General features: G+C 57.8%; 13 protein-coding genes. 4 read left to right on the forward strand and 9 right to left on the reverse strand.

Features of this window, described 5'->3' with window-relative positions; genetic code table 11:
• Nucleotides 1-83: 83 nt before the first annotated feature.
• Together PMI11_RS25915 and PMI11_RS25920 are read right to left on the reverse strand one after the other, a co-directional pair.
• Nucleotides 84-1352, reverse strand: coding sequence for an acyltransferase family protein (locus PMI11_RS25915; RefSeq protein WP_007823234.1), 1269 nt, complete (start codon nucleotides 1350-1352; stop codon nucleotides 84-86).
• Nucleotides 1353-1548: 196 nt separating this feature from the next.
• Complete coding sequence (locus PMI11_RS25920; RefSeq protein WP_007823236.1) at nucleotides 1549-2178, reverse strand: alpha/beta hydrolase family protein; 630 nt, start codon at nucleotides 2176-2178, stop codon at nucleotides 1549-1551.
• Between the two features lie 314 nt (nucleotides 2179-2492).
• Between PMI11_RS25920 and minC the strand changes: the two genes are divergently transcribed.
• From minC to minE, 3 genes are read left to right on the forward strand one after another with little or no spacing between them, the layout of a single operon-like run.
• The gene (gene minC / locus PMI11_RS25925; protein ID WP_007823238.1) at nucleotides 2493-3236 is read left to right on the forward strand and encodes a septum site-determining protein MinC; all 744 of its coding nucleotides are present in this window, start codon (nucleotides 2493-2495) and stop codon (nucleotides 3234-3236) included.
• 30 nt (nucleotides 3237-3266) lie between these two features.
• The gene (gene minD, locus PMI11_RS25930) at nucleotides 3267-4082 is read left to right on the forward strand and encodes a septum site-determining protein MinD (RefSeq protein ID WP_007823240.1); all 816 of its coding nucleotides are present in this window, start codon (nucleotides 3267-3269) and stop codon (nucleotides 4080-4082) included.
• On the forward strand, nucleotides 4079-4336 hold the full coding sequence (minE, locus tag PMI11_RS25935) for a cell division topological specificity factor MinE (RefSeq protein ID WP_007823242.1): 258 nt from the start codon (nucleotides 4079-4081) through the stop codon (nucleotides 4334-4336). The genes minD and minE overlap by 4 nt, the downstream gene beginning before the upstream one ends.
• 90 nt (nucleotides 4337-4426) lie before the next feature.
• Here the strand turns inward: minE and PMI11_RS25940 are convergent, their stop codons facing one another.
• From PMI11_RS25940 to PMI11_RS25965, 6 genes are all read right to left on the reverse strand, one after another.
• Nucleotides 4427-5314 (reverse strand): MurR/RpiR family transcriptional regulator, encoded by an 888-nt coding sequence (locus PMI11_RS25940; protein ID WP_007823243.1) that lies wholly within the window; start codon nucleotides 5312-5314, stop codon nucleotides 4427-4429.
• Nucleotides 5315-5364: 50 nt separating this feature from the next.
• Nucleotides 5365-6411 (reverse strand): ABC transporter ATP-binding protein, encoded by a 1047-nt coding sequence (locus PMI11_RS25945; protein WP_007823244.1) that lies wholly within the window; start codon nucleotides 6409-6411, stop codon nucleotides 5365-5367.
• The gene (locus PMI11_RS25950) at nucleotides 6408-7157 is read right to left on the reverse strand and encodes a glycerophosphodiester phosphodiesterase family protein (protein WP_007823246.1); all 750 of its coding nucleotides are present in this window, start codon (nucleotides 7155-7157) and stop codon (nucleotides 6408-6410) included. Before PMI11_RS25950 ends, PMI11_RS25945 begins: the two co-directional genes overlap by 4 nt.
• Nucleotides 7158-7180: 23 nt before the next feature.
• Nucleotides 7181-7990: a carbohydrate ABC transporter permease gene (locus PMI11_RS25955; protein WP_007823248.1), complete on the reverse strand. Its 810-nt coding sequence runs from the start codon at nucleotides 7988-7990 to the stop codon at nucleotides 7181-7183.
• On the reverse strand, nucleotides 7980-8849 hold the full coding sequence (locus PMI11_RS25960; protein WP_007823249.1) for a carbohydrate ABC transporter permease: 870 nt from the start codon (nucleotides 8847-8849) through the stop codon (nucleotides 7980-7982). The genes PMI11_RS25955 and PMI11_RS25960 overlap by 11 nt, the downstream gene beginning before the upstream one ends.
• Nucleotides 8850-8912: 63 nt before the next feature.
• Entirely contained in the window at nucleotides 8913-10172 is a 1260-nt protein-coding gene (locus PMI11_RS25965; RefSeq protein WP_007823251.1) for an ABC transporter substrate-binding protein, read from the reverse strand.
• A 292-nt stretch (nucleotides 10173-10464) separates the two neighbouring features.
• Here PMI11_RS25965 and PMI11_RS25970 point away from each other — a divergent pair, with 292 nt between their 5' ends.
• A complete protein-coding gene (locus PMI11_RS25970) occupies nucleotides 10465-11529 on the forward strand; it encodes an acyltransferase family protein (RefSeq protein WP_007823253.1) in 1065 nt (354 codons plus the stop codon).
• 153 nt (nucleotides 11530-11682) lie between these two features.
• Here the strand turns inward: PMI11_RS25970 and PMI11_RS36060 are convergent, their stop codons facing one another.
• Nucleotides 11683-12861 carry an acyltransferase family protein gene (locus PMI11_RS36060; RefSeq protein WP_007823255.1) on the reverse strand — a complete coding sequence of 393 codons (1179 nt, stop codon included), beginning with the start codon at nucleotides 12859-12861 and terminating at the stop codon, nucleotides 11683-11685.
• Nucleotides 12862-13464 lie beyond the last annotated feature (603 nt).

Genomic DNA, 13464 nt, shown 5'->3' on the forward strand with positions numbered 1-13464 from the left:
GGGGAATCAGAGAATCGTTGCGAGTGCATCAGATCAGCCAGATCCGAGAGAGACGTTGGAGATCGATCACTCAAGCCGATCACTCAGGCGCGCGACACGCGGTCGCGAGACGATGCATCATGACTGGCGCCCACTTTTTCTTCTCCATCGAGAGCGTTTTGCATTTCCTCGAGAACTCGAATGAGCTGCGAGGTCGCCGGCGCCTTATCGCCTGAGGAGACTGTTTCGGAAGCAATATTGGCGGGAGTTTTCTGACCCGTTCGCGACAGCACCGGGAGCAGGCTGACGATGAGTGAGGCGAAGAACTTCTTTCGGCGTTCGGCAACTTCCGCCAACAGGAAGCAAAGGATGAAGCAGACGACGAGCAGGGCGGCCGCCATTGGAACGTGCTGCTCCACCGGATGCAGGAAGGCCGCAAACATGAGGATGAGTGGCTGGTGGACAAGATAGAGCGTAAAGCTGCCGCCAGCCAGCCATCTGATCGCCGGGCCTGTCTTCTCGAACAGTACCGGAGCCTGGTAAAGCAGCGATGCCGTGCCGATGAGGTGCAGGACCACGGCAACGCCGATCAGATTGAAGTATACGAAATTGATTGCTTCCCGAGACAGTGACCAGGTCTCGTACATGTTGGTCGCGGAGCGATCGGCGAAAAATTTCAGGCTGAAGAACAGCAAAAGCGATGCGACGATCATCGCAATCGAGATGGGGCGCCGGAATGGCGGGCGTTCGATGACGCACTTCATCGTCAACCAGCCCATGAGCCACAGCGGCATATACATCAGGATTTTCGGGCCGGCGACAGCTGCCCAGAGGCACAGCAATGGTATTTTCGCGCGCCGCGGCGAAAAGGCGAACAGGCCGAAGAACAGGTAATACTGAACTTCGAAGCCAAGCGACCAGTATGGTTCGCCGCTGCCAAAAACGGCGTGCGCAAACCACAATTGATTGGTGAAGGTCACATAGGCGAGCGCGGCTTCGACTGATACCGGAGTGAAAAATCCGGTATTGATGAAGTCATAGTAAAAGGCGTTCGCGTGCATTCCGATGCTGTCGGCCACGAAGATCACCGCAATCGCCAGCAGAGCAACAGGCATTATTCGAGCGAGACGGGCGACGAGGTATACGCGCCACTCTTTTTCGCTCACCCGCCCGACATAGCTGATGACAAATCCTGAGAGAACAAAGAAAACCGCGACGGCTTCCCGTCCCCAACCAAGAGGTCCGATCTTGATGGTAGGGAGCAGGAAAACATGCGCATGGGAGAGAAATACGACAACGGCTGCGCCTAGCCGCAGCAGATCAAGATAGATGGAAAGATTGCCATCAATCTTCCTGCCTTCGATCGCGCCCATGACTGATTTCCCGTCGGATGACAAAGGGCATGTTCAGCTGGGAGCCGCTTTGTTCAGGAACTGATTTTTGCGCGGATGCGCGAGGGCGCATTCGATCAAGCAAATCTTTTAAAAATGTTTACTGAATAAGCTTAAATATTGAGGAAGCGGTTGATATCAGCAGGAATATCGCGTAAAGAGAGTGTTTATCTGTTGTCTACAACCGCTCTGCCCAGGCTGCCGTATATTCGGACAGTCGCCGCATATGGTCGCGAGCAGAATATCCGGAGATCTTCTTTCGCGGCTTGAGATCGTGGTCGCCATCTTCCAGCCAGAGCAGGTCGATCTGATCTGAGAGCGTATAGGATGCGACCTCTTCCCTTGATCCGAAGGGATCACGCGTTCCCTGGCAAATCAGTGTGGGCGTACGCAGGTTTTCCAGATGTGCGGTGCGGAGCTGGTCCGGCTTTCCCGGCGGGTGAAACGGATATCCGAGGCAAAGCAGGCCCCGGACCTTTTTCGCCGCAAAACTCTCGTCGGCGATCATGCTTGCAACACGGCCTCCCATCGACTTGCCACCGATGATGAGTCTGCCAGCATTTAGTTCGCCGATCGCCGTGCGATATTCATCCAGGAGATGGTCGGCGCGAGGCGGCGGCTTGACCGCTCCGGTCAGGCGACGCTGCGCCATGTAGGCGAACTCGAATCGCGCTACCCGGAAGCCGCCGTCTGCGAGCGCTTTCGATAGATCCGTCATCGACGCGGAATCCATCGCTCCGCCCGCGCCATGCGCGAGGAGGATCGTGAAGGTGGCCTTCTCCGGTCCTGTGATCAAAAAGCTGGTCATTCCTTTTCCGTATGCTCTTATTGTGAGTCCATCATACTGGCTTGGTCATTCTGCGAGCGAACATGCGACTTTAGCAAGAGTGTGGTGTTTCATTCGAACGACAGCTTTCCGATTTCCTGTCGCGTTTGAAATCAAAGAGAGCCCTGGTTTTCAAGGCAAAAGCCCGAACTGGAATTGGCTGGAAGTGCGAAATTTGTGGATGGGTCGCCGCCGCTTCAGAGAGCCATTTTTTGGTCCCGTTAGCCCTGCGTTAACGATTTGTTAACCATGAAGCAGCTAAAGCTTTTAAATCGAAATTAACCAAGTTTACTAACGTGTTAACCGAAGCGCGCTCCATTCGTATCAAAGGCAGATCGTTTCTTGCGGTCGTGCTGACGCCCGATCTGCCATTCGAGGACTGGCTCGTACGCCTCGACGATCTCGCCGCGCGTTCCGCTGGGTTTTTCCTTGGCAGGCCGGTGGTTCTGGATGTGAGCGAGCTCTCACTGGATCGTGCCGCGCTCAAGGCAATGGTTGCGGCTCTCGGTGAGCGTGGCGTCAGGGTGATGGGCATTGAAGGCGCACGGCCGTCGCAGCTCGACGCCAGCATGCCGCCGGGCATGGTTGGTGGGCGCCCGGCTGCTGACGTGGAGATGCCCGCAGCTGATGCCCAGACCGAGACTCAGAAGCCAGGTAAGGCGCAGCCGGCCGAGGTGCGGGAAGTTGTTGCGCCGGTTGTGCGCGCTGCTCCGTCGTCGCTGGTATTGCACGAACCGGTACGCTCCGGCCAGTCGATCGTCTTCCCCGAAGGGGATGTAACGGTCATTGGATCCATCGCTTCGGGGGCTGAAGTTATCGCTGGTGGCTCGATCCACGTTTATGGCGCGCTTCGCGGACGCGCACTTGCCGGATCGATCGGCAATTCGGCGGCGCGAATCTTTTGCCGCAAGCTTGAGGCCGAGCTTCTGGCAATCGACGGAATCTACAAGACGGCGGACGATCTGCCGGCGGAGCTGCGCGGTCAGGCTGCACAGCTATGGCTCGAGAACGACGCGATCATGGCATCGCGACTGACTTAACTGGGTGAATGGTTGAAACAGGAGAGGGATATGGGAAAAGTCATTGTTGTAACCTCGGGTAAAGGTGGCGTTGGCAAGACAACCTCGACTGCAGCGTTGGGGGCGGCGCTGGCACAAAGGAACGAGAAGGTTGTTGTTGTTGACTTCGACGTCGGTCTTCGCAACCTCGATCTCGTCATGGGTGCCGAACGTCGGGTCGTCTATGACATGATCAATGTCATCCAGGGCGATGCGAAGCTCACCCAGGCGCTGATCCGCGACAAGCGGCTGGAGACACTATTCCTGCTGCCGGCATCCCAGACCCGCGACAAGGACTGCCTCACCGAAGAAGGTGTCGAGCGCGTCATCGGCGAGCTGAAGAAACATTTCGACTGGGTCATCTGCGATAGCCCAGCCGGTATCGAACGCGGCGCAACGCTGGCGATGCGGCATGCCGATATTGCTGTCGTCGTCACCAATCCGGAAGTTTCCTCGGTGCGTGATTCCGATCGCATCATCGGTCTTCTGGATGCCAAGACGGAAAAGGCTGAGCGCGGCGAGCGTATCGAAAAGCATCTGCTTCTGACCCGCTACGATGTCACCCGCGCCGAACGCGGCGACATGCTGAAGGTGGATGACGTGCTCGAGATCCTGTCGATCCCGCTGCTCGGCATCATCCCGGAAAGCATGGATGTGCTGCGCGCTTCCAACCTCGGCGCTCCGGTCACGCTTGCAGACCAGAACAGCGCCCCGGCAAAGGCCTATTTCGAAGCTGTCCGTCGCCTCAACGGTGAAGTTCTCCCGGTGACGGTACCAGGCGAGAAGCGGGGTCTGTTCGGTAAGATCTTCGGACGGAGGGCAGCATGAGCGTATTCGATTTCTTTCAGAAGAGGAAAACCGCGCCGGTTGCGCGCGAACGCCTGCAACTGCTTCTGGCACACGAGCGCATGTCTCCCGGTTCGGATCTCGTATCTCTTCTCAGGGAGGAGATCCTTGCCGTTATCGCCAAACACGTCGAGATCGAGGGCGATCGCCTGCAGATAAGGATTGATCGTGGCGAGAACGTCTCGATCCTCGAAATCGACGTCGAGATCCCCGCCAAAGCCGCCCGGGCGGCTTGAGGTTCGAACAGATTTATCCGGGAGGCCGAAATGTCTCCCGGATAAGTTCTCGTGATCACCGTGGTGATGGCACGGGGCAGATTTCCGTTGCTACAGGATCACCGGCGATAGACCGCAGTCCGCGCGAAACGCCTTGAAACCACTGAGCGCACGCAGCGAGCGGCCGTCATCGATGGCGGCGAGGTCGAGAATGACAGCGTTGGCGATCGTCATGGGAACGACGAGCGATTGGGACTCGCCGGCTTCCCCGCGGGAAACCGAGATCTGACGCTCGGGTGCGGGGTCGATGCGGGCGCTGAGCAGATCGGTCAGCGCCAAGACCTTGGCGCCTCTTTCCGCGGCAATCTTTCTGATCTGATGGATGAGCGGCGAGGCCTTGCGGAAAGCGAGCAGCCAGACGACGTCGCCAGGTCCCAATGTCGCGAGCGCTTCGGCGATCAGATGCATCTGGCTGGCGAGATCGACTGCCGGATAACCCGAGCGATTGAGCCTCAGCGCGATGAGCGAGGCGAGGGCGGCAGAATGGCCACGCCCGAAGACGAAGACCCGGCGGCTATCGCGCAGCACTTCCGAAAAACCTCTGACATCGGCGTCGGAGACGGCGTTGCGCACCTGCTGGAGGGCTGCAATCTCGCTATCGAGAACGGAGGAAAGCACGCCGCCGTCTTCCGCCCGGACGAGACGGGCGGCCATGCGGGCGGCCGGACTTTCGAAATCGCCGCCTCCTTCGATGAGGTTCGCCTGCAGGAAGGTGCGGAATTCAGGATAACCTTTGAAGCCGAGGCGGCGTGCCAGCCGCACGGCTGAAGCCGGGTGCACTCCGGCGCGGAAGGAGACGGCCTTGCCGTTTTCCATCGCCGCGCGGATCGGATCCTGCATCATCACGTCGAGAAGGCGCGTGTCGGCTTCGGTAAGCTTTGTCGAGTTGCGGCTGATAAGATCACCGAGAAGCTGCGGAATTTCGCTCTGTCTTTCCATTGCGTCACTTCTTGCGGTGCCGCTTCCGGGGCCGAAGTGGCCGGCGGCGTCTAAATTCGACGATCTCCGGCTGAAAGATCGACGCGGCTCCCGCTCTGGTTATCGAAAAACACTGCCTGGTCAAGATCGCACATGACCCAGAAGTTGTCGGCATGGCGCGGCACGTCCTTACGCAGGCTGGTAAGCGTGATGCGTCCGGCCGGGCTGTCGCAGTGCAGGATGATATCAGAACCTGTCATCTCCGACAGCATGAGCCGGACGGGCAGGGCGGGTTCCGAAGGTTCTTCGGTGCGGATCGCCATGGATTCGGGTCTTAATCCGGCGGTCAGGCCCTGCCGGCCCAGCCAGCCGGGAAGATGTTCGACAGGCAGGAAATTCATCGCGGGAACACCGAGGAAGCCCGCGATAAAGCGGTTCTGCGGCTGGTCATAGATTGCTTCAGGAGTGTCGAACTGCAGGAGATCGCCGTCCTTCATCACCGCAATCCTTTCGGCCAATGAGAGTGCTTCGGTCTGGTCATGCGTCACATAGACGATGGTGGCGCCGAGTTGGCGGTGCAACTCCTTGATTTCGGTGCGCATGGCGACGCGCAGTGCGTTGTCGAGATTCGACAGCGGCTCGTCCATCAGGAAGATCGAACTGTTGCGCGCCATGGCCCGGCCCATCGCCACACGCTGACGCTGGCCGCCTGAGAGCGCACCCGGCTTGCGATTGAGATAGGGCTCGAGCTGCAGTGTCTTGGCTACACTTTCAGCCCGCGCATTGCGCTCGGCCTTGGGCATGCCGCGCAGTTCGAGGCCGAAGGCAATGTTTTCGCGCACGGTCATGTGCGGATAAAGCGCATAGTTCTGGAAGATCATGGCAATGTCGCGATCCTGCGGCGCAAGATCGTTGGCCCGCCGGCCGCCGATTTCGATATCGCCCTCTTCGCAGCGTTCCAGCCCGGCAATCAGGCGCAGCAGGGTGGACTTGCCGCAACCCGACGGGCCGACGATGACCACGAACTCGCCCGACTTGATATCCATGGACACGCCGTGCAGGATTTCCGGCCCGCCGGGATAGGACTTTCTGATGTCGCGAAGGGTGATGCCGCTCATTGTGCGGTCTCCGCTTCGAAGCGATTACGGATGGCGATGGCAAGGCTCGGCCGGTCCGTCGTGAAGACCTTGACGCCGAGCGCCAACACCTTCTCGATCTGCCGTGCCGAATGGGCGGCCCAGCACCCGAAATCGAGACCGGCTGCCGTGATTTCGGACATCAGAGCGGAATCAGCGGTATCCACTTGGACGCCGATTTCGGGGATGTCATGCACCTTCGCGATTTCAATCACAGCCCTGGTCCCAAGCTGACGCAGCACTGGCGGGCTGACGAGCCAGAGCTTCGGCTGGCTGGTGGCTGCCGACAGCGCATCCTGCGATTCCACTAGAAAGGAAGAGAAGATCGTCCTTTCGAGCATGCCGTGGCGCGCGAGCGTTTCGACGACGCGGGGCACGAAGTTGTCGTAGGGGCGGCCATCGACGCCAGGCTTGATCTCGCAGCGAAAATTCACCTTGCTGTCGGAATAGATCGCACAGAGTTCTTCCAGCGAGATCGGATGTCCGCCGGCGCCGTAATTGATGACGGCGGCGCGAACCTCCGCCTCGCTCATCGCCGCGATCACGCCGCTGCGGTCCGTCGTTCCGTCAAGGGTAGCGTCGTGATGAACCATGATTGCGCTGTCTGCTGTCGGATGGACGTCGAATTCAACCTCTTCCAGCGCCAATCTTGCCGTCGCGGCAAAACCGTGCGGCGTGCTGTCGCCGAATTCCAGAGTGCCGCCGCGATGCGAAGCGATGCGTGTCATTCTATGCTTGTCCTTGTTCATGATTATTTGACCGCGCCGAGCGTAATGCCGCGCACGAGATGTCGCTCGACCAGCAGGAAGCCGAGCAGCACGGGCAGCATGCTGAGGGTGCAGGCCGCCATGACGAGTGGCCAATCGACCAGACCTTCGCCGGGATTGATGCGATAAAGGCGAGCAAGACCGATCTGCAGCGTGTAGAGGTCTTCCTTGCCGACGGCGACGAGCGGCCAGATGTAGTTATTCCATTCGGTGATGAAGATGTAGAGGCCCATCGAGAAGATGGCCGGCCGTGCGATCGGCACGATCACCCGCCAGAGCACCTGTAGCGGTGTCGCGCCATCCATATAGGCGGCTTCGTCCAGCGCTTTGGGGATGCCCTTGATATATTGGCGCAGGAAGAAGGCGGCAAAGCCGTTCGAGATCGCCGGCAGGATGAGGCCGGCATAGGTATCGAGCAGCCCTGCCTTCGCGAGCGTCAGATAGTTGGGGATCAGGCTTATATGGCTCGGAATCATCAACGTGGCGACGGTGGCGCCGAAGAGCAGGTTGCCGCCGCGAAACCTGTATCGCGCGAAGGCGAAGGCAGCCATGGTCGCGACCGTGATGCCCAGCAGCGTCACTAGGCCGGAGACGATGACGCTGTTCAGAAGATAGCGAGCGAAATTGTATTCGGCGACGGCACGAACGTAGTTGTCGAGCGTGAACTCGTATTGGCCCGTGTAATAGGATTGCGCCGTCTCGAAGGACATCCAGATCGAGTAGAGCACGGGCGACAGGAAGATCAGCCCGGCAAGCAGGGCGAGGCCGGTCACGACAGGGTTCTCAAGCTTCATAGTGGACCCTCCGGCCGATGACGAGGGATTTGATCAGCGCCAGCACGATCAGGAAGATGAAAAGCAGGACGGCGAGCGCCGACCCCCTGCCGATGTCGAAGAGGGTAAACCCCACGCGATAGAGCAGGTTGACGAGCATGTCGGTAGCACCTGCAGGGCCGCCATGGGTCATGATGTTGACGATGGTGAAGACCTGGAAGGCCTCGATCACGGAAATCACCAGCAGGAAATAGGTGGTCGGCATGACGAGCGGCACGGTGATCCGGCGGAACACATGGAAGCGCCGACCCCCATCGACGGCAGCGGCATCATAGAGCTCCTGCGGCACGGCCTGCAGGCCCGCGATATAGATGACGATATCGTAGCCGAGCTGTTTCCACGTATTGACGAAGATCAGCACCCACAGAGCAAGCTGCGGATCCTGCAGCCATTGCACCTTGCCGAGACCGAGCGAGGTCAGCGCGGCGTTCACCATGCCATAATCGGTGGCGAAGACCCAGGAGAAGACAACCGCAATCGAGACGGTTGAGGTGACAGAGGGGAGGAAGAACGCGCCGCGCAGGAGCCTCGAGGGCAATGTCTCCCGGACGAGATAGCTTGCGACCGCCAGCGCCAGCGCCAGTCTGATCGGCACTGAAATCAGCGCGAAGATGGCGGTGACCTGCAGCGAATTCCAGAAGTCGCGGGAATTCAGCAGCAGGCGGTAGTTCTCAAAGCCGACGAAAGGCATCGTCGGCGACAGGAAGTCCCAGTGCCGGAAGCTGAGGTTCACGCTGGTAATGACGGGAATATAGGTGAAGACCGTGATGAAGAGGATCAGCGGTGTAACGAGGAGATAGGGTGTGAGTTTGCGCAGCATCGGACCGGAACAGTTGAGGCGACGGGCCGTTCAAGGCCCGCCGTCTTGGATCGAAGGAGAGGCTCAGTTGCTGGAGCGCTTGGCTTCGTCGCGCGTCTGCGCGGCGAAGTCCTTCATCGTCTCTGTGACATCGCGCTGGCCGAGTGCCATGGCTTCCCACATTTTGTATTCAGTCGAGCGCATCCACGTGACGACAGGCGGACGGGCGCGGCCATGGGCGAATTCGAGCTGCTTGATGGCAACATCGATGCCCTGCTTCTTGGCAAGTGCTTCAGCGGCGACCGGCTGGGAGGCGCTCTTCTTATTGATCGGCAGATAGCCGGTCGCGGCAAACCAGATAGCGTTGGCTTCCGGCGAAGCGGCATAGCTGATGAACTTGTAGGCAGCGTCCTGAACGTCCTTCGGCGAGGTCGACAGGATACCGATACCGGCACCGCCAATCGGAACGGAGCATACCTTGTTGCAGGGCATCGGGCGGACTTCGAGCTTGTCGCCGAGCGCCTTTTTGGCGCCGCCATAATCACCCGTCGAGTTGAGCGAGATGCCGACCTTGCCGGCGAAGAAAGCGTCGCGGCCGACATCTTCATCGGTGACGCCGTCCGGGGAGGCGACCTTCTGGTCATGCACGAGCGAGGCCATCCACTGATAGGCTTCGATCGTATTCGGCGAGTCGAGCAGGATATCGTTGGTCTTGGAATTGATCAGTTCGCTGTCGTTGGACATCACGAGACCCCAGCGGGCGAACTGGCCGGGGGCCGCAATGCCGGTGATGCCTTCCGAGCTGAGCTTTTCGGTGATTGTCTTCGAAACGGCAAGAATATCTGCGAAAGTCTTCAGCGGCGGCTCCGTCGTGAAGCCGGCGCGCGCCAGGATGTCCTTGTTGTAATAGAGGACCGGCGTGGAGGAGTTGAACGGCACGATGTAGTTCTTGCTGTTATAGACGCCGACCTCACGCGCATAGTCGTAAAGGTCGTCCTTTAGCGGGTCGGCATTGAAATAGGGCGTAAGGTCTGTCAGGGCGCCGCGGTCGGCAAAGAGGCCGTAGCGGGTGACTTCCATGATGACGGCATCAGGCGCACGTTTGGCGGGAATGGCGGCCTGCAGCTTGGCGACGATATCATTGTAATCGCCCACAAACTCGCCCTCGATATGAATACCGGGATTGGCGGCTTCGAAATTGGCGATGATTTTGTTGAGCGCATCGCCTGAGGATTTGCTGAAGCTGTGCCAGAACTTCACGGTCGTATCCGCATGGGCCGAACCGACCATGGACATCAGAGCGACAAGGGTGACGGCAGCTGTGCTCTGCAATTTGTTTGACATAATTTTCTCCTCTGCAAAAAAAATTGCATTCCGTTTTGGTGAGGGATAGTTCGCAAACGAAACAGTTTGTTGAAGGCTGTGCGAAGTTTTCGTGACAGAGGAGGGCGGGGATCCCTGAATTCGATGCCTGGTGAAGAGAGCTTCAGTTCGGCGGTGAGCGAATGCGCCGGTGAAGGTTGGTCGGGCTTCTGTCGGCGGTCGAACGCTGCGGTGCTTTATGCTTTGCAGGTAGCTGACAGCGTGATATTCCCGATGACGCCCGCCTTTATCTCAAATGTTAAATAGAGATCATATGTCCCAGCAAGAAGACGCGGCGAACACGTCGCAAATGGATTCAGCTCCCCAGCCCATGGCAAGGCCTCAGCGTAAATGGCTGGGTGATATCGAACGCCTCAAAGGATTGGCTATCATCCTGGTCGTTTGGGGACATACCTATGATACAGCTTTCCCTGCGTGGGCTATTGATCTGCGTAAGGCGATCTACGCTTTCCACATGCCGCTATTCATGTTCCTGAGTGGTTATGTCTTCGTCTATGTCGGCGCTCACAAACTGAAGGGGTCGCTGTCGGCGTATACGTCAAAGCGCGCAAAGCGACTTCTTATTCCGTTCTTCATAATGGCGGCCATCGTCATTCTCGGAAAATTCTTCGCAGGTCAGTTCGTATCGGTCGACAAACCCGTCAATGACCTGCTGCTCTCTGTTCAGCACGTCTTCATCCATACCGAGCAGAGCCCGTCCATGTTCGTATGGTACCTGATCGTGCTTTTTTACTTTTCGATCGGCACGACGTTCCTGTTCTCGCGCATGAATGTAAGACTGAACATATTGTTTGCGGCGTCGATCATCATGTTCGGCCTGCACGTCATGATGTTCTACAGTGACTCGATACTGGACTACGTCTACATAAACCGCATTTTCATGTTCTATGCGTTCTTCATGGCAGGCTGCGTTGCCTGCCTGCACAAGGACGTTTGGGAACGGTTCGTCGAGCGGTATTTCATTCCCGCGACTGCGGTCTTCCTCGTACTTCTTTATCTCTCCTTCGATTCCGAATGGCGCTATTTCCTCGTTGGCATGGCATCGCTCGTCGTTTTCCACGGCCTGATCCGCTCTCGGCTTTGCAACCAGAACCGCGTCCTGGAATTCATTGGCCAGAACGCGTTCGCCATCTACCTGTTGAACACCATGTTTGTCGGAGCGATGAAGGCCGTCTTCGGGCGGTTCTTCTCGGTCAGCGATCAGGCGCTGCTGCTTCTCCTCCTTGCGACAACGGCCGGCGTCGTCGGGCCAATCATCGTCAAGTATGCAATCGGCCGCATCGGATCGCTGCGTCCAATCGCTGCTGCCATGGAATGAGGAGAGGGCGCGGTTCAAACGGGCCGCGTATCCGCAATTGAAACAGCGGAACCCGGGTTTAGTCCCGGGTAATTTCCAGGTAAGTGCTTGGTAGGTGTTGTCCCTTGAAAACGGCTTTCCAAACAAGGAAAGCCGTTTCGATTTCTTCCCGATTCAGCTGGCGGTGCGCGTTCTTGCCTCAGGGACATCCGTCTCATCGGCGGTCGGTACCGTCTTATAGACCTTCTGGCGTTCGTCTTCGACGCTTTTGCTGCCAGCTTTCTTGGACCAGCGCTTTGTCGCCGTCGTCGTCAGGTTATAAAACGCGTAGGCTACGACGACTGTCAGGATCAGGCTCGTCGAGAATCGAAGCCAGTAGCTTCCAGCAAAAACCAGCCCAACGACAAACCATACGTGCAGATGCCATAGATACATTTCATAGCTGATGCGTCCGCCCATTTGGATGGGCCGCCATTCTGCCAGGCGAACGAGTTTTTCCGTTGCCGTTCCGAAAACAAAGGCGTTGATCAGCAGAAACATGCCGAAGCCGTGGACGGTGTAGCGGAAGGTGTCCTGGAAAAACTCATTGCGGAAGGCAATGCCGCCAAGCAGAAGAATGATGGCGAACAGGAAGGTCTTCCAGCCACGAAGTTTGACCAAATGGCTTCTGATCGCTTCATTGGCGAGGCCGAATGTCAGCAGGCAGCCCCAGGCGATCGAATCCAGGCGCGTCAGCGTGAAATAGTAATTGAAGCTTTCCGGGTCTGGAACGGTATAGGCGGCCAGGATACGCAGCGCCAGGCTGAAAATCAGGACGCCGATGAGCAGTACAACGCGAGAAGACCACGTCCGCAGGGCAAGAAGCAGGAATGGGAAGAACATATAGAAATGCTCTTCGACAGCCAGCGACCACAAGGGACCGTAACTGTGAATTCCTTCGGGCATCGGTGTGAAGACATTCATCACCACCGGTACGTTGCCTAGATAGAAGATCGCCAGCAGAATCTGGCTGACAAGTACGTTCTCGCGATCGAAAATCAGATAGATCGGCACGGTTATGGCGATCATCAGGAAAAGCGGTGGCATCAGCCGCAGGAATCGCCGGGCGAAAAAGCGCGGCAGGGATATTTTCCCATAATTCCGCTCTTCCGACAGCAGGAGCCTCGAAATCAGAAAGCCACTGATCGCAAAGAAAATCGTGACGCCGAAACCACCGGGGATCGCGGCCGAGAGCCGGAAATGCGCAACGACGACGATCAGGACTGCGGCAAACCGCAAGCCGTCAAGACCTCTTATATAACCATAGGCGGGATTGTCGGCCGGCGGCGGGGAGGCAGGTGCTAGCAGCGTCATTGAAAGCCTTTCGTTCGCTCGATTTTCATCGATGCTTCAAGCAAGATTTTTACCGCTGTCACCCATGCGCGCCAGCCTATGCTTCCGCGTGTCATAGTTGGTAGCGGTTATGTCTATCGGTACCTGAGAAGAGCCGAGAACGAGTTTGTTCTTGCTTTCTTAGGACCCCGGAGTCATCGCGTCCAGATGCATTTTCTCTCTGGCTTCAATTCAGACAGGACAGATCGGCGACGAATTCCGATATGATACCGCATTGCAACAAAATTCGGAACGGGTTCTGGAGAGATCACAATATTTCGCCAAATTGTCACAGTCGCGCCGTTTGCGCTTCCTTCCTTTGTGCTACGGTGCCGATCGAAAATGGTTCGTGGCTGTGGCGCCGGGAAGGGGCTTATGGCTTGGCACAACTGCATTCCGTTGATAGTCTTAGGCCTGATTTAATTGTAGAAGCTGGAGAGCGCTCCATCGCCAACCCTTCCAAAAGGCTCCAGAATTCCGTCAAAGCTGCCCGATGAAGTGCCAGGACGTTTGTCGCGGTCGACATAGGTTGCCGGACGCCGCGTTCATCTCTTCGGTCTGATATAAATACCCGCCAAGGAACCA

The organism is Rhizobium sp. CF142, assembly GCF_000281145.1.
In the GTDB taxonomy this organism is placed as follows: domain Bacteria; phylum Pseudomonadota; class Alphaproteobacteria; order Rhizobiales; family Rhizobiaceae; genus Rhizobium.